The organism is Pseudomonas frederiksbergensis (assembly GCF_001952935.1).
Classification (GTDB): Bacteria; Pseudomonadota; Gammaproteobacteria; order Pseudomonadales; family Pseudomonadaceae; genus Aquipseudomonas; species Aquipseudomonas frederiksbergensis.
On sequence record NZ_CP018319.1, the window covers coordinates 256,512 to 282,343 of the forward strand.

General features: G+C 59.5%; 20 protein-coding genes. 6 read left to right on the top strand and 14 right to left on the bottom strand.

Translation table 11 applies throughout. The features are described 5' to 3' along the window. The first annotated feature begins 259 nt into the window (after nt 1-259). Nucleotides 260-1,585 carry an OprD family porin gene (locus tag PFAS1_RS01340; protein WP_074878231.1) on the top strand — a complete coding sequence of 442 codons (1,326 nt, stop codon included), beginning with the start codon at nt 260-262 and terminating at the stop codon, nt 1,583-1,585. A 172-nt stretch (nt 1,586-1,757) separates the two neighbouring features. On the opposite strand, the gene PFAS1_RS01345 is transcribed toward PFAS1_RS01340, so the two are convergent. From PFAS1_RS01345 to PFAS1_RS01365, 5 genes are all read right to left on the bottom strand, one after another. Continuing rightward, complete coding sequence (locus PFAS1_RS01345; protein WP_076027926.1) at nt 1,758-2,090, bottom strand: DUF2790 domain-containing protein; 333 nt, start codon at nt 2,088-2,090, stop codon at nt 1,758-1,760. 79 nt (nt 2,091-2,169) lie between these two features. Continuing rightward, entirely contained in the window at nt 2,170-2,370 is a 201-nt protein-coding gene (locus tag PFAS1_RS01350; RefSeq protein WP_076027927.1) for a co-regulatory protein PtrA N-terminal domain-containing protein, read from the bottom strand. 201 nt (nt 2,371-2,571) lie between these two features. After that, nucleotides 2,572-5,724: a CusA/CzcA family heavy metal efflux RND transporter gene (locus PFAS1_RS01355; protein ID WP_076027928.1), complete on the bottom strand. Its 3,153-nt coding sequence runs from the start codon at nt 5,722-5,724 to the stop codon at nt 2,572-2,574. Between the two features lie 52 nt (nt 5,725-5,776). Continuing rightward, entirely contained in the window at nt 5,777-6,961 is a 1,185-nt protein-coding gene (locus PFAS1_RS01360) for an efflux RND transporter periplasmic adaptor subunit (RefSeq protein ID WP_076027929.1), read from the bottom strand. 49 nt (nt 6,962-7,010) lie between these two features. Beyond that, a complete protein-coding gene (locus tag PFAS1_RS01365; RefSeq protein ID WP_076027930.1) occupies nt 7,011-8,282 on the bottom strand; it encodes a TolC family protein in 1,272 nt (423 codons plus the stop codon). Nucleotides 8,283-8,745: 463 nt separating this feature from the next. On the opposite strand from PFAS1_RS01365, the gene PFAS1_RS01370 reads away from it, so the two are divergent. Together PFAS1_RS01370 and PFAS1_RS01375 are read left to right on the top strand one after the other, a co-directional pair. Continuing rightward, nucleotides 8,746-9,420 (top strand): heavy metal response regulator transcription factor, encoded by a 675-nt coding sequence (locus PFAS1_RS01370; protein WP_074880806.1) that lies wholly within the window; start codon nt 8,746-8,748, stop codon nt 9,418-9,420. Then, nucleotides 9,417-10,826, top strand: a complete 1,410-nt coding sequence (locus PFAS1_RS01375) for a heavy metal sensor histidine kinase (protein WP_076027931.1) — start codon at nt 9,417-9,419, stop codon at nt 10,824-10,826. Before PFAS1_RS01370 ends, PFAS1_RS01375 begins: the two co-directional genes overlap by 4 nt. Before the next feature lie 330 nt (nt 10,827-11,156). Here PFAS1_RS01375 and PFAS1_RS01380 read toward each other — a convergent pair whose 3' ends face one another. The 6 genes from PFAS1_RS01380 to PFAS1_RS01405 are packed head-to-tail and all read right to left on the bottom strand — an operon-like array spanning nt 11,157 to nt 17,093. Further along, nucleotides 11,157-12,899 carry an ABC transporter substrate-binding protein gene (locus tag PFAS1_RS01380; RefSeq protein WP_076027932.1) on the bottom strand — a complete coding sequence of 581 codons (1,743 nt, stop codon included), beginning with the start codon at nt 12,897-12,899 and terminating at the stop codon, nt 11,157-11,159. 47 nt (nt 12,900-12,946) lie between these two features. Beyond that, nucleotides 12,947-13,219, bottom strand: coding sequence for a DUF2160 domain-containing protein (locus PFAS1_RS01385; RefSeq protein WP_008146061.1), 273 nt, complete (start codon nt 13,217-13,219; stop codon nt 12,947-12,949). A 10-nt stretch (nt 13,220-13,229) separates the two neighbouring features. After that, on the bottom strand, nt 13,230-14,030 hold the full coding sequence (locus PFAS1_RS01390) for a carbohydrate ABC transporter permease (RefSeq protein WP_017339615.1): 801 nt from the start codon (nt 14,028-14,030) through the stop codon (nt 13,230-13,232). 8 nt (nt 14,031-14,038) lie between these two features. Continuing rightward, nucleotides 14,039-14,905 (bottom strand): carbohydrate ABC transporter permease, encoded by an 867-nt coding sequence (locus PFAS1_RS01395; RefSeq protein ID WP_074878246.1) that lies wholly within the window; start codon nt 14,903-14,905, stop codon nt 14,039-14,041. A gap of 2 nt (nt 14,906-14,907) precedes the next feature. Beyond that, nucleotides 14,908-15,999, bottom strand: a complete 1,092-nt coding sequence (locus PFAS1_RS01400; protein WP_076027933.1) for an ABC transporter ATP-binding protein — start codon at nt 15,997-15,999, stop codon at nt 14,908-14,910. After that, nucleotides 15,999-17,093, bottom strand: coding sequence for an ABC transporter ATP-binding protein (locus PFAS1_RS01405; RefSeq protein WP_076027934.1), 1,095 nt, complete (start codon nt 17,091-17,093; stop codon nt 15,999-16,001). Before PFAS1_RS01405 ends, PFAS1_RS01400 begins: the two co-directional genes overlap by 1 nt. Nucleotides 17,094-17,476: 383 nt before the next feature. On the opposite strand from PFAS1_RS01405, the gene PFAS1_RS01410 reads away from it, so the two are divergent. Then, nucleotides 17,477-19,312 carry a sigma-54-dependent Fis family transcriptional regulator gene (locus tag PFAS1_RS01410; protein ID WP_076027935.1) on the top strand — a complete coding sequence of 612 codons (1,836 nt, stop codon included), beginning with the start codon at nt 17,477-17,479 and terminating at the stop codon, nt 19,310-19,312. Nucleotides 19,313-19,513: 201 nt separating this feature from the next. On the opposite strand, the gene PFAS1_RS01415 is transcribed toward PFAS1_RS01410, so the two are convergent. The 3 genes from PFAS1_RS01415 to PFAS1_RS01425 form a co-directional block, all read right to left on the bottom strand. Then, nucleotides 19,514-20,722, bottom strand: coding sequence for an MFS transporter (locus PFAS1_RS01415; RefSeq protein ID WP_076027936.1), 1,209 nt, complete (start codon nt 20,720-20,722; stop codon nt 19,514-19,516). 390 nt (nt 20,723-21,112) lie between these two features. Then, the gene (gene cysS, locus PFAS1_RS01420; RefSeq protein ID WP_076027937.1) at nt 21,113-22,495 is read right to left on the bottom strand and encodes a cysteine--tRNA ligase; all 1,383 of its coding nucleotides are present in this window, start codon (nt 22,493-22,495) and stop codon (nt 21,113-21,115) included. A 39-nt stretch (nt 22,496-22,534) separates the two neighbouring features. After that, nucleotides 22,535-24,232 carry a glutamine--tRNA ligase/YqeY domain fusion protein gene (locus tag PFAS1_RS01425; protein WP_076027938.1) on the bottom strand — a complete coding sequence of 566 codons (1,698 nt, stop codon included), beginning with the start codon at nt 24,230-24,232 and terminating at the stop codon, nt 22,535-22,537. Nucleotides 24,233-24,509: 277 nt separating this feature from the next. Here PFAS1_RS01425 and PFAS1_RS01430 point away from each other — a divergent pair, with 277 nt between their 5' ends. Together PFAS1_RS01430 and lpxH are read left to right on the top strand one after the other, a co-directional pair. Continuing rightward, nucleotides 24,510-25,013 carry a peptidylprolyl isomerase gene (locus PFAS1_RS01430; RefSeq protein WP_074878254.1) on the top strand — a complete coding sequence of 168 codons (504 nt, stop codon included), beginning with the start codon at nt 24,510-24,512 and terminating at the stop codon, nt 25,011-25,013. Beyond that, a complete protein-coding gene (gene lpxH, locus PFAS1_RS01435) occupies nt 25,010-25,762 on the top strand; it encodes a UDP-2,3-diacylglucosamine diphosphatase (protein WP_076027939.1) in 753 nt (250 codons plus the stop codon). The genes PFAS1_RS01430 and lpxH overlap by 4 nt, the downstream gene beginning before the upstream one ends. Nucleotides 25,763-25,832 lie beyond the last annotated feature (70 nt).

Here is a 25,832-nt window from a genome sequence, read left to right on the forward strand (position 1 = left end):
AACTGATTGCAAGGTTCAACTACCAAAAGCTGATGCTGATCACTGCTTCCGCAGAGATCGATCAGCTCGCAACCCTGACCTGAATGCTTAGGGCTTTTACTCCACCCACATAACGAAATTGTAATTCCCGCATCACCTTGGCGTTATCCGCAGCTTGCAACGATGTCACCCGGCGACCATGCCGGCGGGCCTTCTCCGCCGAACAATAAAAACCCACGCCGAAGCACGTTCCCGTTCTGCCGAACCCAAGGAGTGATTGATGGTTAACAATACAAAAATGTCGATGGCCGCTTTAGCGGTGGTGGTCGGCTCCGGACCGTCCATGGTGATGGCGGATGATAAAGCCGAAGGGTTTATCGAGGGCAGCAGCCTGACGGTGCTCAACCGTAACTTCTACTTCAACCGTGATCACCGCAACGGCCAGTCCAGCCCCACCGGCAATGGTTATTCCGAAGCCTGGGCCCAAGCGGTGATCAGCAAGTTCGAATCCGGGTTTACCCAAGGCACCGTCGGCGTCGGTGTCGATGCGTTTGCGATGATCGGTTTGAGGCTCGACACCGGTGACGGGCGCAACGGTGGCCGTAGTTCGTTTGATGTGCTGCCAGTCAACAATGATGGCGAGGCGCGCAATGAGTACACGAAGATGGGTGGCGCCGCCAAAGTGCGAGCCTTCGATACGGTGGTCAAGGTCGGTGACGTGTTCCCGGCCAACCCGGTGGTGGCGGCCGGTGACTCGCGCTTGCTGCCGGAAAGCTTTCGCGGCGTGACGGCGACCAACACCAGCATCGAAGGCCTGTCGATTCAGGGCGGTCGGTTGCATGCGATGAGCCAACCCGTGTCCAGCGACATGCGCGAGAACTTCGCCACGTTTTATGCCGGCCCGGTCAATTCGCCGTGGATCGCTTACGGCGGCGGCGACTATGTACTGAACAAGAACCTCAGTTTCAGCCTGTACTCCAGCCGCCTCAAGGATGCCTGGAATCAGTACTACGCCGGCACTGCCTGGACCTATCCGCTATCGGATGACCTGTCGCTGTTTGGCGGCCTGAACTATTACAAGGCTGTCGACGAAGGCAAACAATTGCTCGGCAAGTTCGATAACAACATCTGGAGCGGCCGGGTCGGCGTGAAACTCGGCGCGCACTCCGTTGCGCTTTCGCACCAGCGCAACAACGGCAATGACGACTTCGATTACCTGCGTCAATCCGACTCGATCTTCCTCGACAACTCCATCCAGTACAGCGACTTCAACTCGCCCAAGGAACGTTCGTGGATGGTGCGCTACGACCTCGACATGACCACTTACGGTGTGCCGGGGCTATCGTTCATGACTCGTTACGCCCGAGGCACCGACGCCGATTACTCCAACGCCAACGCCGTGTACATGCGCCGCGATGCTGACGGCAATCCACTGACCGACCAGAAGCGCTGGGAGCGCGATGTCGAAGTCAAATACGTGGTGCAGAGCGGTTCGATGAAAGACCTGTCGCTGCGTTTGCGCCAGGCCACGACTCGCGCCACGGCGTTTGAATCGGATCTGGATGAAGTGCGGGTGATTGTCGAGTACCCGTTGGCGATTCTCTGATTGAGCGGTTGATACACATTCACCTTTAGAAGCTCCTTGCTCCTTTGGTAAGAGGTGAATCTTTGGCGTCCTTCGGGGCGCCTTTTTTATGTGCGCCTGAATAAAACCCGAAGGAGCTGCCGAAGATTCGGCAGCGCCTTCGGAGAATCCGGTCCTGGCCATCAAGGCGGTGTCAGCCGCCGCGATTGCGGCAATCCCCCGCCACGGTGTATTTGATGGTGTTGAGTTGGCCCTTGGAGTCTTCGTAGGTCATGGCGGTGGGGACTACGGCGCAGGCAGCTGGCGGGCGCACAACGCTCACCACTTTCACCACGTCCAGCTTCATTCCGTATTCGTAGTCCTTGACCACCGGCGCCGGTTTGCCCTGGTTGGCCGCGTACTGCTGCATGGCTTTGGTATTGGCACTCAGCGCCCGCTCGAACGTCCGGTCACCACCACCCTCGGCGAACACATTCAGGGACATCGCCAGCACGCTGGCGAACGTCATTGACTTAAGCACTTTCATATCCATTTCCTTCCAATCCTGGCCCATAAAAAAGCCCGGCATCGAGACTCGATGTCGGGCTTGTTCAAGTGCGATGCGCTTACAAGTCTTTGGTGTTGTCGTCTTTCTTTTCATTGACGACGACGGGGTCGCGAGCTTGTTCCTTGGCGACGAACAGTTCTACGGAGCGGTCATTGGCGGTCATCATTTTTTCGAAGGTCCGATCGCCGCCGCCTTCGGCCAAGGCCAGAGAAGACATCGCCAACGCTGCTGCAAAGGCACTGATTTGTGCGAATTTCATGTTTGATTCCTCGTTTAGTAGCTGACGGGATCAAGGTAACAATCCGAACCTTTCGTAACGGTGGCGCACAAATTACATATCCGTCATGTGCCAAAAAAACTGTGGGAGCGAGCCTGCTCGCGAAAGCGATGGATCAATCAACATCAGTGTCGACTGACAGATTTGCTATCGCTAGCAGGCTAGCTCCCACAGGTAGATCACCTACTCTGTTGGAGCTGTGTCTTCTTCTCGGCGATGGGCGAGCTGATACAGCGCCGGCAAGATCAGCAGCGTCAGGAGGGTCGAGGACAGGATCCCGCCAATCACCACCGTCGCCAATGGTCGCTGCACTTCCGCGCCAGTACCGGTCGCCAGCGCCATCGGAATAAAGCCCAGTGACGCCACCAGCGCCGTCATCAACACCGGGCGCAGACGTGTCAGCGCGCCTACGTTGATCGCATCAGACAGCGAACGCCCCTCCTCCCGCAGGTTGCGGATGAACGCAATCATCACCAGCCCGTTGAGCACCGCTACCCCCGACAGCGCGATGAAGCCCACGCCTGCCGAGATTGACAGCGGAATGTCCCGCAACCACAGCGCCATGACCCCGCCGGTCAACGCAAACGGAATCCCGGTGAACACCAGCAAGCCATCCTTGAGGTTGTTGAACATCATGAACAACAACCCGAACACCAGCAGCAACGCCACCGGCACCACGATCTGCAGGCGCTTGGCCGCCGATTGCAGTTGCTCGAACTGCCCGCCCCAATGGGTCCAGTAACCCGCAGGCACCTGCACATCTCGCTCGATCACCTCGCCCGCCTCTTCGACGAACGAACCGATATCGCGCCCGCGCACGTTGGCGCTGACGATCACCAGGCGCTTGCCATTTTCGCGGCTGACCTGATTCGGCCCCAGCACCAGATCAAGGCTGGCGACTTCTTTCAAGGCAATAAAACCAATCTGATCAGCCGCGCCATTGAGCGGTGCCGGCACCGGAATCAACAGCGCTGACAGACCTTCGATGTCCTTGCGCATGGCATCGGACAACCGCACCACCATGTCGAAACGTCGGTCGCCTTCATACAACGTGCCGGCCTGACGCCCACCCACCGCGACGGCAATGGTGTCCTGCACATCGCCGACGTTGAGCCCGTAACGCGCCGCCTTGTCGCGGTCGATGTTGATGGTCAGCACCGGAAGGCCGGTGGTTTGTTCGACTTTGACTTCAGAGGCGCCATTGACCTTCTGCATGGCGGCGGCAATCTTCGCCGCGGTGGCGTTGAGCACGTCCATGTCATCGCCGAATACCTTGACCGCGACGTCGCTGCGCACGCCGGAGATCAGTTCGTTGAAGCGCAACTGAATCGGCTGCGACAGTTCGTAGTTACTGCCCGGCAACGTCGCGGCGGCCTGTTGCAGTTCCGCCATCAGGGTTTCGCGAGACTTGTCCGGGTCCGGCCATTGCTCTTTTGGCTTGAGCATCACGTAGCTGTCGGAGATGTTCGGCGGCATCGGGTCGGAGGCGATTTCCGCAGTGCCTGTGCGGGCGAACACCCGCTCGACTTCCGGTACTTTGCCCAGGATCAGGGTTTCCAGACGCTGCTGCATGTCCACCGATTGCGTGAGGCTGGTGCCCGGCACGCGCAAGGCTTGCAGGGCAAAATCGCCCTCGCTGAGGCTCGGCACGAACTCGCTGCCCATGCGGCTGGTCAGCACGCCGCTGAGCACAATCACGCCCAACGCCGCGCCCACCGCCACGGCGCGATGGTTCATCACCCACGCCAGCGCCGGCGCATACACCCGGCGCGCACCGCGCATCACCATGCCCTCTTCTTCCTTGACCTTGCCGGTGACGAACAGCGCAATCGCGGCCGGCACAAAGGTCACCGACAGCAGCATGGCGCCGAGCAAGGCGATGACCACGGTGAACGCCATCGGGTGGAACATTTTCCCTTCGACGCCGCTCAGGGCAAAGATCGGCAGGTACACGACCATGATGATCAACTGGCCGAAAATCAGCGGTCGCCGAGCCTCTTTGGCCGCCGCAAACACTTCACGGAAACGCTCGGAGCGGGTCAGCAAACGCCCGTGATGCTGCTGCGCATGGGCCAGCCGTCGCAGGGTGTTTTCGACGATCACCACCGCGCCGTCGACGATGATGCCGAAGTCGAGGGCGCCCAGGCTCATCAGGTTGGCGCTGACCCTGTTGCTGTACATACCGGTGAAGGTGAATAGCATCGACAACGGAATCACCATCGCGGTAATCAATGCCGCGCGGATGTTGCCGAGAAACAGGAACAGAATCGCGATCACCAGAATCGCGCCTTCGATCAGGTTCTTTTTCACCGTGGCAATGGCCTTGTCCACCAGGTGCGTGCGGTCGTACACCGGCACCGCGATCACGCCTTTGGGCAGCGAACGGTTGATCTGCTCCAGCTTGCTGGCGACGGCCTGGGACACGGTTCGGCTGTTTTCGCCGATCAGCATGAACACGGTGCCGAGCACCACTTCACGGCCGTTTTCCGTGGCCGCACCGCTGCGCAGTTCGCGGCCGATGTCCACGGTGGCGACGTTCTTCACCCGGATCGGCGTGCCATCGACGTTGGCCATGACGATATTGGCGATGTCCTCGATGCTCGCCACTTGTCCCGGCGCCCGAATCAGCAACTGCTCGCCACTGCGCTCGATGTACCCGGCGCCGACGTTGGCGTTGTTGCGCTCAAGCGCCGTGATCAGGTCGGTGAGGGTCAACTTGTAGGCTGCCAGCCGTTTCGGATCGGGGGCGATCTGGTATTCCTTGGCAAAGCCACCGATGGTGTTGATCTCGGCCACACCAGGGACGTTGCGCAGTTGCGGCTTGATGATCCAGTCCTGAATCACCCGCAAATCCGTCGGCGTGTAGGCACTTGCATCGTCCTTGAGCGCACCTTCCCTGGCTTCCACGGTCCACAGGAATATCTCGCCGAGGCCAGTGGAAATCGGCCCCATCACCGCGTTGGAGCCCTCGGGCAATTGCTCCTTGGCGATCTGTAACCGCTCGTTGACCAATTGCCGGGCGAAGAACAGGTCGGTGCCGTCCTTGAAAATCACCGTAACCTGCGACAGCCCCGAACGCGACAGCGAACGGGTCTGCTCCAGCGCCGGCAGACCGGCCATGGCGGTTTCAATCGGGAAGGTGATGCGCTGCTCGGTTTCCAGTGGCGAGAACCCGGCGGCGCCGGTGTTGATTTGCACCTGGACGTTGGTGATGTCGGGCACGGCGTCGATCGGCAGTTTTTGATAACTGGCGATCCCGAGGCCGGCCATGAGCAGAACGGCGAGCAGCACGATGATGCGCTGCTCGATGGCAAACTGGATCAGGCGTTCGAACATGAGAACCTTCTCGTCGAGGGGGCGAATCGATGGGCGTCTTTAGGGGGAGTCTTCAATGAGAGTGCTCGGCCGAGGCCTTGCCCAGTTCCGATTTGAGAACGAAGCTGCCGGCCGCAGCGACTTGCGCACCGGCCTCCAGCCCCTGCGTAACTTCCACCTGCCCCGCTGCACGACTGCCCAGCTCCACGGCCCGCGCCTCGAAGCCGTCGTCGGTGCGCACGAACACCGTGGGTTTGTCCTCGACGGTCTGGATCGCAGCTTCCGGCACCGCCACGTTGGCCTGACGGCTGTCGGTAGCGACCAGTGCGGTGACAAACAATCCGGGACGCCACGAACCTTGAGGGTTTTCCAAGGTGACGCGAACGGTGGCGGTACGGGTCTGTTCGCCGAGTAAACTGCCGACGTAAGCCACCGTGCCGGCGACTTGCGCATTGAGTTCCGGGGCGCTGACAGTGACCGCTTTGCCCACCTGCACCTTGTTCAGATCCTTGGACGAAACGCCGAAGGTCACCCACACTCGCGACAGGTCCGAGAGCGTGAACGCCGCCGTGGTTTCGTCGACCACCTCCCCTGACGTCAGATGCTTTTCCACTACCACCCCGTCGAACGGCGCGCGCAGTTCATAACGATTGCCGCCGGTGGCAACCACGCTGCCACTGAGTACGCTGATCTTTTGCCGGGCGTTGTTCAGGGCGATTTCGGCTTCTTCCAGCGCCTGGCGCGCCTGCAGCAAATCCTGCTCGGCGGAAATCTTGTCCTGCCACAACTGCTTCTCGCGCTCGTAGGTGGTGCGCGCCAAGGCCAAGCGCCGTTGCGCCGCAGCCTGTTCGCTACGCTGATCGGAGATCTGCTGACTGGCGATCACCGCCAGCAGCTGGCCCTTCTTCACCCACTGCCCGAGATTGACCGACACCGACTCGACTACCCCTGGCACCCGCGGTACGACGTGGGCGGTGCGGTCTTCGTCCAGGCGCACTTCGCCGGGGAACGACAAACCGAGGCTGATGCTTTGCGCCCGCGCTTCGGTCAGTTGAATGCCCGCCGCCGCGATCTGCTCGGCACTCAACGTCAGATGCCCCTCTTCACCTTCGGCTGCAACGCCTTTTTCGTCGTGGTCCGCATGCTCCGCCGCTTCATCGGCGTGGGCCTCGATGGACCCGTTGCCCGCCCACATCGAGCCAATACCAATGCCCAGCGCCAACGTTGCCACCGCGACAACGATCAGTTTTTTATCCATGGAAACTCCTCTGCGCCATGCCATCGCGCAGTGATCTGAAAGGTGAAATTCAAGGGCTGACGGCGAGTGCGCCGAGGTCGCCGAAAATGCGTTCGATGCGCACCCGCGCGTCCGTCGCCTCGGCAACGGCCTGGATGTATTGGGTGCGGGCGCTGATCAGGGTGCGCTGGGCGTCGAGCACGTCGAGGAAACCGAACTTGCCCATTTCGAAGCCGCGCGTGGCGCTGTCCACTGCACGTTGTGCGGCGGGCAGGATGGTCTGGTTGAACGCCTGGACTTCGCCGTTGGCGGTCTGCCATTGCTCAAGGGTGGTCTGGATTTCGGTGCGCAAGCGCAGCTCGGTGGCGTTGCGCAGATCCCGCGCCTGATCGGTACGGCGCGCTGCCGCCAGCACGTTGCCCTGATTGCGGTTGAACAGCGGAATCGGCATCGACAGCCCGACCACGTTGACCCGCTCGCGCTCCTGTTCGCTGTACTGACTGCCGATGCTCACGGTCAGGTCGGGAATCCGTTGCGCCTTCTCCAGTCCCAACGATGCCTCGCGCTGATCGATCTGCAACGTGGCCAGCTGCAGCTCGGCGGTCTCGTTCAGGCGCTCCAGCAAGCGGGTCGGCGGCGGCACGGCGGGCATGCTTTGCGTGGCCGTCTGCACGGTGGTCGAAGTCGGCAACGGTGCGCCCATGACCTGCGCCAGTTGCTGATAGGCGTTGGCCTGATCCCGTTCGGCGCGGCTCAGTTCCAGTCGCACTTCGGAGCGTTGCACTTGCGCCCGTGTGCCTTCGACTGGCGACGACTTGCCCGCCTCGATCCGCCCCAGCGCCACGCGCAATCCGTGCTCGGCCAGTTGCAGCGACTGGCGAGACAACTGCACGCGTTGCTGCGCAGTCTGGGCGCTGGTGAACGCCTGAATCACATCGGCGCGCAAGACATTGCGCTTGCGCTGCAGTTCGATCCCGGCGGCGTCCTGGGCGCGGCTGGCGACATCGATCCGCGCGCCGCGCTTGCCGCCCAGTTCAATCGGCTGGCTGAGCATCACTGTGGTGGTGCGCGAATCGCGGCGGGTGTCCTCGGCTTCCCACGACACTTCGGGGTTGGGGATCAGACCGGCCTGCTGGCGGTCACCCTCGGCGATGCCGATTTCCCATTGCGCCGCTGCCAGATCCGGGTTGCCGGCGAATGCGGTTTGCAGGGCCTGATCGAGGGTCAGGGTCGATGCATTGGCAAAAGGCGCGCCGGCCAGCAACAAACCGCCGCTGACCATGACCACCCACGCCGTTTTTTTCAGGCGTGACCGCGCCGTCAGTTCTCTTAAACCGGGCAATGGAATACTTCCTTTAATCAAGAATCTTCGATGCCGCCACGGTAGGGTTTTGAACTTATCGACAAGGTGACTGAAACATTACAAATCCGTTATCCACGGTTGCGCCAAGTTGTTTTGCTCTAGCATGAAAGCGCAAATACCTAACTAGCAATACATAGAAACAAATGATGTGCCGTCATCCGTCGAACAGTACTTGTCTCAATTCAGCTCTCATGAGGCAGATGGATTTTTGTTCCCGCCTGCTGCGACAGGCTGTCGCAGACTGTGGTTTTAAAGCCTCAACACCGAGTAATCGGTTGACTCTGTAGTCACTACAGCCTTTACCTTGCACGCCTGCAAACGGAGAAAGTGCTGTAGGAAAATAGTGAGTCGTTATTCAAACCCGTCCGGAAGCCCTTACAAAAACAACAACTTTCCCGGCCACCTTAATTAAATATCCATTCAATGAAAGTGGTGATTGATCATGCGAATCCTTGTCGTCGAGGACGAGCTTAAAGCTGCCGAATACTTACATCAGGGACTGACGGAAAGTGGTTATATCGTTGACCACGCCGCCAATGGCGCCGATGGATTGCATCTGGCGCAACAACAGGTTTATGACCTGATCATTCTGGATGTGAATCTGCCGGAACTGGACGGCTGGGGCGTGCTGGAACAACTGCGTCGCACTCACTCCACGCGGGTGATGATGCTCACCGCGCGCGGTCGCCTGGCTGACAAGATTCGTGGCCTCGATCTGGGCGCCGACGATTATCTGCTCAAGCCGTTCGAGTTTCCGGAATTGCTGGCACGGGTGCGCTCTCTGATGCGTCGCAGCGAGAACATCCCGGTGCCGCAGGTACTGAAAGTCGCCGACCTGGAACTCGACCCTGGCCGTCATCGTGCGTTTCGTGGCGAACAGCGTATCGACCTGACCACCAAGGAGTTCGCCCTGCTGCATCTGTTGATGCGCCAGTCCGGCGAAGTGCTGACCCGCACCCAGATCATTTCGCTGGTGTGGGACATGAACTTCGACTGCGACACCAACGTGGTCGAAGTGTCGATCAGGCGGTTGCGGGCGAAGATCGATGACCCGTTCGACAACAAGTTGATCCACACCCTGCGCGGTGTCGGCTACGTGCTGGAGTCGCGGGAATGAAGCCGGCCAGCCTGTCGATGCGGCTGGGGCTGACGGTCAGTATTCTCGGCGCGCTGCTCGTGGTGTTCCTGGCGATCCTGGCGTATTTCGCCCTGACCCATGAGCTGAACGGGTTATCCAGGGACAGTCTGGAAAAGAAGATGGAGCAGGTTGAACACAGCCTGTCGCTGTACACCGACCCCGGCGAAATCAGGGCGAAACCGCACATCCTGCTTGATCAGGTCATGGGCCATGACAACCTCACGCTAACCATTTACGACCGCAACAACCTGCGCACGCAACTGCTCAAATCCGGCACCGGCATGGCCGATCCGCGAATTGAATTGAAGGCGGTGCGGGCCGTCAGCGACGAGTTGGCCTACACCACCAACACCGACGCCAAGGGGGCGAAATTCCTCACAGCGTCCAGGCTGATCAGCCTCAAGGACGGCACCCGCGTCCCGGTGCTGTTATCGATGGACAACGCCCACGATGAGGCCTTGCTCAGCGCCTACCTGCGCTCGACCCTGATTGCCTTGCCGTTGCTGCTGATCTTTATCGGACTGAGTGCCTGGGGCGCGGTGCAGCGCGGTCTGGCGCCGATGCGTGAATTTCGCAAAGTGGCGGCGATGGTCTCGACCCAGGATCTGGATCATCGGCTGTCGGTGGTGAACATGCCCCAGGAGCTGAGCGAACTGGCGCAGGGCATCAACTTCATGCTGCATCGTCTCGACGCCGGTGTGCAGCAGCTGTCGCAGTTCTCTGATGATTTGGCGCATGAGCTGCGTACGCCGATCAACAATTTGATGGGCAAGGCGCAGGTGACGTTGTCCCGCGAACGCAGCGTGAATGAGTACAAGGATGTCCTGGTTTGCTGCACTGAAGAGCTGGAGCGCGTGGCGCGGATTGTCTCGGACATGCTGTTTCTGGCACAGGTCAGTCACCCGTCGGCGCTCGCGCCGTTCGAGTCGGTTGCCCTGGAAGAAGAAGCCTGGAAAGTCGCCGAGATGTTTTCCCTGTCGGCGCAGGACAAGCAGGTCCATCTGAACGTGGTCGGCAGTGCGCAGGTGATGGGTGACCGGTTGATGATTCAACGGGCGATCTCGAATTTGCTGTCCAACGCACTACGCCACTGCCCGCCCGGGAAAACCGTAACGCTGCTGATTGAGCGCGGCGCGACCCAGGTTTCGTTGCTGGTCAGCAACCCGGGCGCTGGGATTGAGGCGCAGCATCTGCCGCACCTGTTTGATCGGTTCTACCGGGTCGACAGCAGCCGCTCGCGTTCACAGGGCAGCACCGGGTTGGGGTTGGCGATTGTGCGGTCGATCATGAGCCTGCATCAGGGTGTGGCCGAGGTGAAGAGCTTGCCGGGGGCGATGACGGTGTTTCGGTTGGGATTTCCTGCGGTTGAGCGGGTGGCGCGCTGAGGTGTCCGCCTCCCGACTTCCAATATCCGGGCCGGCCACTTCGGGGGCAAGCCCGGCTCCCACAGTGATCGGGGGTGGCCACAGAATCTGTAGACATCACTGAAACCTGCGGGAGCGGGCTTGCCTGCGAAGGCGCCCGGTCAGTCAACACCTTTGTTGCCTGACACACTGCTATCGCGAGCAGGCTCACTCCTACAGGCGTTGTGCCGGTCACAAATGCTGTGAACACCGCAGATCATTGTAGGAGCGAGCCTGCTCGCGATTGCAATGGATCAGGCGCCAAAGAAAACGGCACCTCACGGTGCCGTTTGCGTTTCACATTACAGACGCTTACTTACGCGCCGCCTCCCACGATTTCAGCAGTTCGGCATAGCTCACGGTTTCACCTTTAGGCTTCTCGTTCGCCAGTTTCGGCTTCGGTGCACCCGGTTGGTCCAACCAGTACTGCGCGTCACGTTCGGGGTTCATTTTCGGTGCGCAGGTGGCTTGCGCCTTCGAGCGTTCCAGACGGGTCAAGATCGCGTCCTGATCCTTGGCCAGACCATCCAGCGCCTGTTGCGGGGTTTTCTCGCCGCTGGCCGCTTCGGCGATGTGGCTCCACCACAGTTGCGCCAAACGCGGATAGTCCGGCACGTTGGTCCCGGTCGGGGTCCATTGCACACGGGCCGGGCTGCGATAGAACTCGACCAGACCACCGAGTTTCGGCGCCAGGTCGGTCATGGCTTGCGAGTTGATGTCCGACTCGCGGATTGGTGTCAGGCCGACGATGGTTTTCTTCAGGGATACGGTTTTCGAGGTCACGAACTGCGCGTACAGCCAGGCCGCGAGTTTTTGTTTCTCAGGCGTGGACTTGAGGAAGGTCCAGGAACCGGCGTCCTGATAACCGAGTTTCATGCCCTCTTCCCAATACGGACCTTTCGGCGACGGTGCCATCCGCCATTTCGGCGTGCCGTCGGCGTTCATCACCGGCAAGCCCGGTTTGGTCATGTCGGCGGTAAACGCGGTGTACCAGAAGATCTGCTGCGCGATGTTGCCCTGGGACGGCACCGGACCGGATTCGGAGAAGGTCATGCCCGCCGCTTCCGGTGGCGCGTATTTCTTCAGCCAGTCGACGTATTTAGTGGTGGCATAGACCGCCGCCGGGCCGTTGGTGTCGCCGCCGCGGGTCACGCTGGAACCAACCGGATGGCAGTCCTCGACGCGGATGCCCCACTCGTCCACCGGCAAGCCGTTGGGAATGCCTTTGTCGCCAGCGCCGGCCATCGAGAACCAGGCATCGGTGAAGCGCCAGCCCAGGGACGGGTCTTTCTTGCCGTAGTCCATGTGACCGTAGACGCGCTTGCCGTCGATTTCCTTGATGTCTTCACTGAAGAATTTGGCGATGTCTTCATAGGCCGACCAGTTCACCGGCACGCCCAGTTCGTAACCGTATTTTTCCTTGAATTTTGCTTTCAGATCCGCCCGCTCGAACCAGTCGGCGCGAAACCAGTAAAGGTTGGCAAACTGCTGGTCGGGTAGCTGATAGATCTTGCCGTCCGGCGCGGTGGTGAACGAGATGCCGATGAAGTCTTTGATGTCCAGGGTCGGCGAGGTGTAAGCCTTGCCTTCGTTGGCCATCAGGTCGGTGATCGATTCGGTTTTGCCGTAGCGAAAGTGCGTGCCGATCAGGTCCGAATCGTTGACCCAGCCGTCATAGATGTTCTTGTCCGATTGCATCTGGGTCTGCAGCTTTTCCACCACGTCGCCTTCTTGCAACAAGTCGTGGGTCAGCTTGATCCCGGTGATTTCGGTAAAGGCTTTGGCCAGGGTTTTGGATTCATATTCGTGGGTCGCGATGGTTTCCGAAACCACCTTGATGCTCATCCCGCGAAACGGCTCGGACGCCTTGATGAACCACTTCAACTCTTCGAGCTGCTGTTCCGGGGTGAGGGTGGACGGTTTGAATTCGCTGCCAATCCATTTCTTGGCGGCGTCTTCATAGGCATCGGCCCAGGCTGCAGCGCTCAACCCGCTGAGTGCCAGCATGGCTGCCAATGAAACGCTATGTCGCAGCTTATTGTTTTTGTCGAACATAGAGACCTCCTTATAGGGTTTCGGAGCAACTTTGCCGAGCGATTCGACTAGCCCCAACGCATCACAGCCAACAGCCACACCAGGGACAACGCGAACGCCACCCAGATGCTCCAGTCGGTGACGCCGATTACCAGCAAATGCAGGTAGGCGCTGCCGAGAAGACCGATAAACAACCGATCGCCACGGGTGGTGGCAATCGGCAACAAACCACGGCGAAGAATGCTCGGCGACCGCAGTTCCCAGGTCGTCATGCCCACCAGGATCAAGGCAATGACGCTGAAGAATGCCGCCGTAGGACCGGTCCAACTCATCCATTCCATCATCAGCTCCTCAGACCCGGCCCAGGGCAAAGCCCTTGGCCACGTGGTTGCGAACAAACCAGATCACCAGCATGCCTGGCAGGATAGTCAACACCCCCGCCGCCGCCAGCACGCCCCAGTCGATGCCGGACGCCGAGACCGTGCGCGTCATCACCGCCGCAATCGGTTTGGCGTTGACCGAGGTCAGCGTCCGCGCCAGCAGCAGCTCGACCCAGGAAAACATGAAGCAGAAAAACGCCGTCACACCGATCCCGGAGCCAATCAGCGGAACGAAAATCTTCACGAAGAACTTGGGAAAACTGTAGCCGTCAATGTAGGCGGTTTCGTCGATTTCCTTCGGCACGCCGGACATGAACCCCTCAAGAATCCACACCGCCAACGGCACGTTGAACAGGCAGTGCGCCAACGCGACCGCGATGTGGGTGTCGAACAAACCAATCGAGGAATACAGCTGGAAGAACGGCAGCAAAAACACCGCTGGCGGCGCCATGCGATTGGTCAGGAGCCAGAAAAACAGGTGCTTGTCACCGAGGAACCGATAGCGCGAGAACGCATACGCGGCCGGCAAGGCCACGCTCAGGGAAATCACCGTGTTCAGGCTCACGTAGTACAGCGAGTTGAGGTAACCGGTGTACCAGGCCGGATCGGTGAAAATCACCTTGTAGTTGGCGAAGGTGAAATCCTGCGGAAACAACGTCAGGCCGCTGAGGATTTCGGTGTTGCTCTTGAAGGACATGTTCAGCAACCAGTAGATCGGTACCAGCAGGAACAGGATGTAAATCAGCAACGGAATGAGCTTTCTTTTACTCATGGCAGACCTCAGCGGTTGGCGTCAGAGTGAGTCATGGCCGTGTAGAACAGCCAGGACACCAACAGGATGATCAGGAAGTACACCAGCGAGAAAGCCGCCGCCGGGCCGAGGTCGAACTGCCCGATCGCCATTTGCGTCAGGGTCTGGCTCAGGAAGGTCGTGGCATTCCCCGGACCGCCACCGGTCAGCACAAACGGCTCGGTGTAGATCATGAAACTGTCCATGAACCGCAGCATCACCGCGATCAGCAATACGCTCTTGAGCTTGGGCAGCTGGATGTGTCGGAACACCGCCCAGGCCGATGCCCGATCAATCCGTGCCGCCTGGTAATACACGTCCGGAATCGCCCGCAAACCGGAGAAACACAACAGCGCCACCAACGACGTCCAGTGCCAGACGTCCATCACCAGCACCGTGACCCAGGCGTCCATGGTGTTCGCCGCATAGTTGTAGTTGATGCCCATGGCCTTGAGGCTGGCGCCGAGCAGGCCAATGTCCGCCCGACCGAAGATCTGCCAGATCGTCCCCACCACGTTCCACGGAATCAGCAACGGAATCGCCAGGATGATCAGCACCAGCGACGACCAGCGGCCCTTGGTCGGCATGGTCAGGGCGATGGCGATGCCCAGCGGGATTTCGATCAGCAGCACACAGCCGGAATAGATGAACTGACGCAGTAATGAGTCGTGCAAGCGCGGATCGAGCAGCACTTGCCTGTACCAGTCGGCGCCGACGAAGTAGCGGCTGGACTGGTCGAAAATGTCCTGCACCGAGTAGTTGACCACGGTCATCATCGGGATCACCGCACTGAACGCCACCAGCAAAAACACCGGCAACACCAGCCACCAGGCCTTGTTGTTCTGCACCTTGTTCATGGCTACGTCTCCAGGAGGTATTCGTCGGCATACACCATCAACCATTGAGCCGGGAAGCTGATGTAGGCAATTCCCTCAGGCACTGGCTTGTCTTCGGCCAGGCGCACTTTCAAAGGGGCGCCGTCGAGGTTCAGGGTCATGATCTTGTAGGTGCCAAGGTCTTCGACGTGTACGACCTGTGCCTGCATCGCCTCATCAAACGGCTCATCCCACACGTGCACGAACTCCGGACGGATGCCGACCTTCAGGGTTTTCCACTCGGACTCGGCGATGCGTTTCTGCTGAGCATCGGACAGCGGCAAATGAGTCGAGGCGAAACCGGCCCCCCCCGGCTGCGGCTGAACCTCGATCAGGTTCATCCCCGGACTGCCGATGAAATAGCCGACAAAGGTGTGGCTCGGCCGCTCGAACAGTTCTCGCGGCGTACCGAATTGCACAATCTGCCCGCCGTACATCACGGCGATCTTGTCAGCGAAGGTCGAGGCCTCGAGTTGATCGTGGGTGACGTAGACCATGGTGATGTTGAACTGCTCGTGGATCTGCTTGAGCTTGCGCCGCAGCTTCCACTTCAGGTGCGGGTCGATCACGGTCAGCGGTTCATCGAACAGGATCGCCGACACGTCATCGCGCACCAGCCCACGGCCCATGGAGACTTTCTGTTTTTCATCGGCGGTGAGGTTGCGCGCCTTCTTGCCCAGCAACGCCTGGAGGTCCAGGACTTCAGCGATTTCCTGCACCTTGCTGTGAATTTTCGCCTCGGCCATGCCCTGATTACGCAGCGGGAAGGCCAGGTTATCGAACACCGTCATGGTGTCGTAGACCACCGGAAACTGGAAAACCTGGGCGATGTTGCGCTTCTCGGGTGTCAGGTCGTTGACCACTTTGCTGTCGAACAGCACCTGGCCCTGGGACGGACTGAGCAATCCGGAAATGATGTTGAGCAAGGTCGATTTACCGCAGCCCGAAGGCCCGAGCAAGGCATAGGCACCGCCCTGCTCCCAGACGTGGTCCATCTCGCGAATCGCGTAATCCTCGGGGCCGGTCGGCGTGCGGCTGTAACTGTGGGCAAGGTGCTGCAAGCGAATTTCGGCCATCAGGCAACCCTCGCGATACGGCGACCGGGCGCCTGGACCAGCCGCCCCTGCGTATCGAAGACAAACAGTTTATGGGTCGGGATATAGATCCGAATCGGCGCATCGACGTCGTATTCGTGGACGCCGGGCAAGTGCAGCACCAGCAGGAAATGCTCGTTGCGCACGTGCAGGAAGGTTTCCGACCCGCTGATCTCGGCCACCTCGACGGTCACCGCCAGTTCCAGGTCATCGTCGTTGCTTGGCACCAGCGAAATATGGCTCGGCCGTACGCCAAAGCGGAACTCGCCCTCGCCTACTGGCCGCAGATCGACGTTGAGCGGGAAGTGCACGAAATTGGCGAAGCTGACTTCGTTGCCGGCGATACGCCCCGGCATCAGGTTGATCGGCGGCTCGGAGAACAGCTCCGCCGCCAGCACGGTTTGCGGCTGGTGATACACCTCGGAAGACTTGCCGCTTTGAATCACCCGGCCTTCATGAAGAATGGTGGTGGTGCCGCCCAGCGCCAGGGCTTCGTTGGGTTCGGTGGTGGCGTAGATGGCGATGGTGTGGTGAGCCTTGAACAGCTCGCGCATTTCCTGACGCAATTCTTCGCGCAGTTTGTAGTCGAGGTTGACCAGCGGCTCATCGAACAGGATCAGCTCGGCATCCTTGACCAGCGCCCGGGCCATTGCCGTGCGCTGTTGCTGACCGCCGGAGAGTTCAAGCGGATGGCGCTGGAGGAATTTCTCGATGCGCAACATCTTCGCGGTTTCCAGCACCTTGCTCTGGATCAGCTCATTGGAAATGCCGCCCTGGCGCAAGGGCGAGGCGATGTTCTCGAACACCGTCATGGTTGGGTAGTTGATGAACTGCTGATAAACCATCGACACGTTGCGCAATCGCACCGGGCGCTGGGTAACGTCGACGCCGTTCATCAGGATGCGCCCGCTGTCGGGCTTGTCCAGACCGGCCATCAGGCGCATGAGACTGGTTTTGCCGGACAGCGTGCGCCCCAGCAAAACGTTGAAGGATCCCGCTTCGAAACTAAGGCACGCATCATCGATCCAGGTCTGGCCCTCGACGGTGCGGCTGACGTGCTCCAGGGTTAACGACATGGCTCGGCCTTTTTATTATTGGAGTCAAGCGACCTGAGCAACAGAGCGACATTCGTGCCAGAAACTGCAAGCCGTTGATCCGGCTTGGGAATCCTGAAAATGGAAGAAAAACCGGGTTCGTTGCTGAACAGAAATGAACAACCGCGACTGAACAATTGAACAATCCAGCGGTTGACAATGAACAATAGTGAACAACACTCTACGGATGCTTTGTCTTGCCTGCAGATGCGTAAAGTCGCAGAACCTGTGGGAGCGAGCCTGCTCGCGATAGCGGTGGATCAGTCAGCATTGAAGTCGACTGACCAATCGCTATCGCGAGCAGGCTCGCTCCCACAGGGAACTACCTATAACAACAATAAAAGCTTGCTCAGAGATCGACTGCCATGGCCGCACCCGCCCTGCCGCTCTCCCATGACGCCATCATTCAGGACTCCTGGTCCCGTTGCCGCGCGTTCGGCCTCAATCATCAGAGCGCACCGGCGTTCGATCAGTTGCCGGCCGAGGGCATTGCGCAATTGCTGGAGAGCCAGCACTCACTGGTGCAAACCACTCACCAGGAAGTCCTGCCGTATTACGAGAACATCCTCAGCAACTCCAACTGCCTGATCATGCTCGCTGACAATCAGGGCCAGGTGCTGACGTCCTGGGGCACCCAGCGTTTTATCGAGCCGAGCCTGACCCGCGGTTTCAGCGCCGGCGCCAGTTGGATGGAACGCTGCAGCGGCACCAATGCGATCGGCACCGCGCTGGCCTGCGAGCAGGCGGTGCACATCGAGCACGATGAACATTTCCTCAAGGCCAACCGTTTCATGACCGGCTCCGCCGCACCGATTTTCGATGCCGAACGCAAGGTCATCGCGGTGCTGGATGTGTCCAGCGACAGCTACCTGCCGCCGTCCCACACCCTCGGCATGGTCAAGATGATGAGTCAGACCGTGGAAAACCGGCTGATCCTCAACCTGTTCCACGGCCAGCATTTCCAGCTGACCTTCAACACCGGGCTGAATAACCTCGACAGCCAATGGGCCGGGTTGCTGATCTTTGACGAAACCGGCCAGGTGCTGTCGGCCAACCGTCGGGCCGACAACCTGCTGGGCATCAGTCTGTCGCGGGTCAGCGTCGAAAGCCTGTTCAAGGTCTCGCTGCTGGAGTTGTTGAACCAGCCGGACGGCCTGCCCTTCGCCCTGCAAGCCTCAGGACGCAACCGCTTTCAATGTCTTTTGAAGCGGCCGAAACAGACAGTGATTCAGGCGCGGCTGTTTGCGCAACCTACGGTGGAGACGCCAGCTGCGATTAGCCTCAACACCCTGCATTTCGGTGACAGCCGCGTGGAAAAAGCCGTGCGCCAGGCCGAGCGTTTGCTGGAAAAAGACATTCCATTGCTGATCCACGGCGAAACCGGGGTCGGCAAGGAAGTCTTCGTCAAAGCCCTGCATCAGGCTAGCTCTCGGAGTAAAAAACCGTTCATTGCCGTCAACTGTGCCGCCATCCCCGCCGAACTGGTGGAATCTGAGCTGTTTGGCTACGAGAAAGGTGCGTTCACCGGTGCCAACCAGAAAGGCAGCATCGGGCTGATCCGCAAGGCCGACAAAGGCACCCTGTTCCTCGATGAAATCGGCGATATGCCGTTGCCGACCCAGGCTCGACTGCTGCGAGTGTTGCAGGAGCGCTGTGTGCAACCGGTGGGCAGCAGCGAGTTGTTCCCGGTGGATATACGGATTATTTCGGCAACTAACCGCTCATTGCGCGAACAGGTTCAATTGGGGCGTTTCCGTGAGGATTTGTATTACCGGATTGGCGGTTTGACCCTGGAACTGCCGCCATTAAGAGAACGCAGTGATAAAGAGGCCTTGTTCAAACGCCTGTGGGAACAACACCGCGAGCCATCGCAGTGGGCCGGGCTGAGCCGAGAGGTATTGGAGTTGTTCGGGCGCCACCCGTGGCCGGGGAATTTACGCCAGGTCAGCAGCGTGATGCAGGTAGCGCTGGCCATGGCCGAGGAACAACCGGTGCGGCCGGAGCATTTGCCGGATGATTTTTTTGTTGATTTGGAGATGGAGCCGGTGGATTTGCCGGAGCCGGTAGCGGTTGACTTGAATGATGCCGAGGAATTGAATCGGCAGTTGCAGGCGGCTGGGGGAAATATCTCCCATTTGGCCCGCAGGTTGGGGGTTAGCCGGAATACGCTTTACAAGCGGTTGCGGCAGATTGGAGATTGAGTGAGGCGTTCTCCCCAGCCCTCTCCCCCAGGAGAGGGAGCCGACCGGGGTTTCTGGCGCTATACATCGACCTGAGCGACCGAGTTGATTATGGATTCAAAGCATGAATTCCGAGTTGCCGAGCATCTTGAGCATCCCCCAATCAGTCCCCGCTCCTGGGGGAGAGGGCTTGGGTTAGGGCGAAATTCCGGACAGTGCCAATTATTGAAAGGCTGGCTCAACATTCGCAGCTGAGACCGCACTCAATGTGCGCAACCCAACCAGCACGACTACTACCATCACGACCCCGGCGCCAATGGCCACCCCGAATCCTGCCCGCGCGCCATAAGAATCGATAACCAGACCCGAAAGCATGCCACCGAGCGCTACGCCGATGCTGATGCCGGTGGTCATCCACGTCAGGCCTTCGGTAATCCTAGATGGCGGAACAATGATCGTACCCAGGTGCATCACCATCACCATGGTTGGCGCAAATGACATGCCAGCGATAAACAGCATCCCTGAAAGGATATAAACGTCCGCTGAAAAAATCGGTAAAACACTTGTGAGTGCCGTGACCAATATCCCGATAAAGAACTGTTTTTCTATCGACAGAGAAATCCTCAACGCACCAAACGTCAGACCCGCAATCATCGAGCCGAGCGCATAGGCTGCGAGGATGAATGTGGCGGACTCTGGCCAGCCTTGTGCGTTGGCGAAGGCCACGACTGCCACGTCGATCGATCCGCCAATCATCCCCATCGCCAGCAGCGCGAGGACGATGGTGCGTACGCCGGGAATAAGCAACGTGGAGCTGGTGCGGCTGATGTTGCCCACGACCACTTTCGGTTCTGTCTGGCGCTGCATAAGAAAAGCCGTCACCCCGACCGCCAGCATCACAACGGCAACCAGCGGCCCGGCTTCGGCGAAAAAACTCACGCTCAAACCAATCGCCAGGGGTGGGCCGATGATGTAGGCGAGTTCAGTCAGCACGGTGTCCAGAGAGAACGCCGTGTGCAATTGCGGTTTGCCACGGAACAGCTGCGACCAGCGTGCTCTGATCATCGAGGGCATGCTCGGCATCGTCCCCGCGAGTGCCGCCAGAACAAACAGCAGCGCGACCGGCGCCCGCAGGTACACAGCGATGATCAGCGCCAACAACATGCCAATGCTGAAAGCGGTGACGACGGGCAGCACGCGACTCTGGCCACGCTGATCAACCAGTTTCGAGATGTGCGGGCCGATCAGCGCATTGGCCAAGGTAAACGTACCGGCGACTGCGCCGGCCAGCCAGTAAACACCGGTTTGCTGCACCAGCATGGTGATAATGCCAATGCCGATCATTGCCTGCGGCAACCGCGCAATAGAACTCGCGAGCACTAACCCCGTGGCACCGGGGGTCGTTAGAAGCTCGCGATAGTGATTAGCCATGATGTCTCCATTCCATAATCGTTGCCGATCAGCATCCCGCTGCATGCGCCGCCGCCAAGTTTGGCCGCGTCAGACATCAAGACCTACGCGCACGGCAAAAGCAACCACAGGCTTTGGTTTTGATGACTGCGTTTACCGTGCAGCCGACGCAAAGCGTTGCCCTCACCCCAGCCCTCCCGGAGGTAGAGGGGGCCGACCGAGGTGTCTGGCGTTGTACATCGACCTGAAACATCGAGTTGATTATGGATTCGCTAAAAATCGTTCAGGTCGGCGTATCTCTTGAACATCCCCCAATCGGTCACCTCTCGCTTTGGGAGAGGGTTAGGGTCTCTTTTCGCGCCCAAACAAAAACCCGCACAAGGCGGGTTTTGTTTGGAGCAAACGCAGCAATCAGTCAGCCAGACGCCAAGTTGTCCCGCCCTTGCCGTCTTCCAGCACCACACCCATCGCGGTGAGCTGGTCGCGGATACGGTCGGATTCGGCCCAGTCTTTACCAGCACGTGCCGCCAGACGCGCAGCAATCAGCGCATCAACCTCAGCCGCATCAACCCGCCCTTCGGCGCCGGCCTGCAAGAAGTCGTCAGCCTCAAGCTGCAACACCCCCAACACACTCGCCAACTCCTTCAAGCGCGCCGCCAGACCGGCCGCGGCATTGAGATCGCTCTCGCGCAGACGGTTGATCTCGCGAACCATCTCGAACAGCACCGCACAGGCTTCCGGCGTACCGAAGTCGTCGTTCATCACCTGGGTGAAACGCTCGACAAAGGCTTCGCCGCCAGCCGGCGCGACGTTCGGCAGGCCTTTCAACGCGTGGTAGAAACGCTCGAGCGCGCCCTTGGCGTCCTTGAGGTTGTCTTCCGAGTAGTTGATCGCGCTGCGGTAGTGGCTCGACACCAGCAGGTAACGCACGACTTCCGGGTGGTACTTTTCCAGCACGTCGCGAATGGTGAAGAAGTTGTTCAAGGACTTGGACATCTTCTCGCCATTGATGCGAATCATGCCGCAATGCATCCACGCGTTGGCGTAGGTCTTGCCGGTGGCCGCTTCGCTCTGGGCGATTTCGTTTTCGTGGTGCGGGAACTCGAGGTCGCTGCCGCCGCCATGAATGTCGAAGGTCTCACCCAGGCAGCAGGTGGACATCACCGAGCACTCGATGTGCCAGCCCGGACGCCCGGCGCCCCACGGCGAAGGCCAGCTCGGCTCACCCGGTTTGGTGGCTTTCCACAGCACGAAGTCCAGCGGGTCCTGTTTCGACTCGTCGACTTCGATCCGCGCGCCGATGCGCAGGTCTTCGATTTTCTTGCGCGACAGCTTGCCGTAGCCCATGAACTTGGCGACGCGGTAATACACGTCGCCATTGCCCGGGGCGTAGGCGTAACCCTTGTCGATCAGCGTCTGGATCATGCTCAGCATGCCCGGAATGTGATCGGTGGCCCGCGGTTCCATGTCCGGCTTGAGGATATTGAGGCGGGCCTCGTCCTCGTGCATCGCGGTGATCATGCGTTCGGTCAGCGCGTCGAACGGCTCGCCGTTCTCCTTGGCCCGATTGATGATCTTGTCTTCAATGTCGGTGATGTTGCGCACATAGGTCAGGTTATAACCGCTGAACCGCAACCAGCGGGTCACCAGGTCGAACGCGACCATGCTGCGGCCGTGGCCAATGTGGCAGTAGTCGTACACGGTCATCCCGCAGACGTACATGCGCACATTGTTGCCATCCAGCGGCTTGAAGACTTCTTTGCTCTTGGTGAGCGTGTTGTAGATCGTAAGCACTTTAGGTTGCCTATTTATCAAGGCCGGTCAGGCCTGTAATCACTGGCCCCACGAATCACGCAAGGTCACGGTACGGTTGAATACCGGAGCGCCCGGTTTCGAGTCCTTGATATCCGCGACGAAGTAACCTTCGCGCTCGAACTGGAAACGGTCTTCCGGCTGTGCATTGCCCAGCGAAGGCTCGGCACGACAACCGGTGAGGACTTGCAGCGAGTCAGGGTTGATGTTGTCCAGGAAACTGGCGCTGTCTTCGGCCTTCTCAGGGTTGGCCGAACGGAACAGGCGATCGTACAGGCGCACTTCGCATTCGACGCTGGCCGCAGCCGGCACCCAGTGCACCACGCCTTTGACCTTGCGGCCTTCAGGGTTCTTGCCCAGGGTTTCCGGGTCGTAGGAGCAACGCAGTTCGACGATGTTGCCATCGGCGTCCTTGATCGCTTCGTCGGCGCGGATCACGTAGCTGCCGCGCAGACGCACTTCGCCGGCCGGTTCCAGGCGCTTGTAGCCTTTTGGCGGCTCTTCCATGAAGTCTTCACGGTCGATGTAGAGCTCACGGGCGAACGGCAGGACGCGCACGCCCATGTCTTCTTTCGGGTGGCACGCCAGTTCGAGGTTCTCGACCTGGCCTTCCGGGTAGTTGGTGATCACGACTTTCAGCGGACGCAGCACGCACATGGCGCGTGGGGCGCTGTGGTCGAGGTCGTCACGGATGCTGAATTCCAGCATGCCGAAATCGACCACGCCATCGGAGCGGTTGGTGCCGATCATTTCGCAGAAGTTGCGGATCGATTTGGGCGTGTAACCACGGCGGCGGAAGCCGGACAGCGTGGACATGCGCGGATCGTCCCAGCCATGAACGTGCTTTTCATCGACCAGTTGCTTGAGCTTGCGCTTGCTGGTGATCGTGTAGTTCAGGTTCAGGCGGCTGAACTCGTACTGACGCGGCTGCGCCGGCACGGGCAGGTTCTCGAGGAACCACTCGTACAGCGGACGATGGCTTTCGAACTCCAGGGTGCAGATCGAGTGGGTGATGCCTTCGATAGCGTCCGACTGACCGTGGGTGAAGTCGTAGTTCGGGTAGATGCACCACTTGTCACCGGTCTGGTGGTGATGCGCGTGACGGATGCGATACATGATCGGGTCGCGCAGGTTCATGTTCGGCGAGGCCATGTCGATCTTGGCCCGCAGCACGCGTGCGCCGTCCTTGAACTCACCGGCCTTCATGCGGGCGAACCAGTCGAGGTTTTCTTCGACGCTGCGATCACGGAACGGGCTGTTTTTGCCCGGCTCGGTCAGCGTGCCGCGATATTCCTTGGCCTGTTCAGGGCTCAGGTCATCGACGTAGGCCTTGCCGGCCTTGATCAGCTCAACGGCCCAATCGTGCAACTGGTCGAAATACTGCGAGGCGTAGCGCACTTCACCGGACCATTCGAAGCCCAGCCATTTGACGTCGCTTTCGATCGCGTCGATGTATTCCTGGTCTTCCTTGGCCGGGTTCGTGTCGTCGAAACGCAGGTGCGTGACGCCGCCAAATTCCTGGGCCAGGCCGAAGTTCACGCAAATCGACTTGGCGTGACCGATGTGCAGGTAGCCGTTGGGCTCAGGCGGGAAACGGGTGACGATCTGCGTGTGCTTACCCGAGTCCAGGTCCGCCTGGATGATCGGGCGCAGGAAATTGACCGGCACGGCAGGGCCGGTCTTGGAATTCGAGGTAGGGTCGACAGTGGGCTTGCTCATAGGATCCTTGAACGTACAAGTGCGCGGCCAGTTGGCCAAATCAAAGCGGCGGTTAAAACAAAGGGGCTTATCATAGCCGATGCCGTCAAGTCGCTGACAGAGCAGGCCCGAAAACGGCTGCATTTAATCGGGGGCAAGTGAAAAACAGCCTCGAAATTCGCGCCCGGCACGCTAAACTGCGAACCTTGGCCGAATTTGGCCGGACCGGTTGAGGGCTTCAATGCCCCAAAACCCACGAATTATTAGAAACCGCTTCTTTTATAAAGAGTCCCCGATCATGACCCAAGTCAAACTGACAACAAACCATGGCGACATCGTCCTGGAACTGAACGCTGAGAAAGCCCCGATCACCGTGGCCAACTTCATCGAGTACGTCAAAGCCGGTCACTACGAAAACACTGTTTTCCACCGCGTCATCGGTAACTTCATGATCCAGGGCGGCGGTTTCGAGCCAGGCATGAAAGAAAAGAAAGACAAGCGCCCAAGCATCCAGAACGAAGCCGATAATGGCCTGCCGAACGAAAAGTACAGCGTTGCCATGGCCCGCACCATGGAGCCGCATTCGGCTTCCGCCCAGTTCTTCATCAACGTGGCTGACAACAGCTTTTTGAACCACAGCGGCAAAACCGCTCAGGGTTGGGGCTACGCCGTATTCGCCAAAGTCGTTGAAGGCACCGACGTGGTCGACAAGATCAAAGGCGTGGCCACGACTTCCAAAGCCGGCCACCAGGACGTACCTGCAGAAGACGTGATCATCGAGAAAGCCGAGATCATTGAGTGATACTGCTGATTTCAGACTTGCATCTGGAAGAGGAGCGCCCGGACATCAGCCGGGCGTTTCTGGATTTGCTCGCCGGACGCGCCCGCTCGGCGAGTGCGTTGTACATCCTGGGCGACTTTTTCGAGGCGTGGATTGGCGACGATGCCATGACGCCGTTCCAGCGTTCCATCTGCCAGGCCCTGCGCGACCTCAGCGACAGCGGCACGGCCATTTTTCTGATGCACGGCAATCGCGACTTCATGCTCGGCCAGGCCTTTTGCAAACAGGCCGGTTGTACATTGCTGAAAGATCCGAGTGTCGTGCAGTTTTACGGCGAGCCGGTGCTGTTGATGCACGGCGACAGCCTCTGCACCCGCGACGAGGCTTATATGAAGCTGCGTCGCTATCTGCGTAATCCGGTCACCCTGTTCATCCTGCGCCACTTGCCTTTGCGGACTCGCCATAAGCTGGCGCGCAAGCTGCGCAATGAAAGCCGTGCGCAGACGCGGATGAAGGCCAATGACATAGTTGATGTCACGCCCGAAGAAGTGCCGCGGATCATGCAGGCCTTTGGCGTAAAGACCTTGATCCATGGGCACACCCATCGCCCGGCCATTCACAAGTTGCAGATTGGCGAGCAGGCGGCTAAACGGATTGTGTTGGGGGATTGGGATCGTCAGGGGTGGGCGTTGCAGGTGGATGAAAGTGGGTTTGCGTTGGCGCCGTTCGACTTCGCCCCGCCACCGCAACTCGCAGCACCTGCTAACTGACTACCGAACACAGAACCCTGTGGGAGCGGGCTTGCTCGCGAAGGCGGTGTGACAGTCAACAGAGATGCTG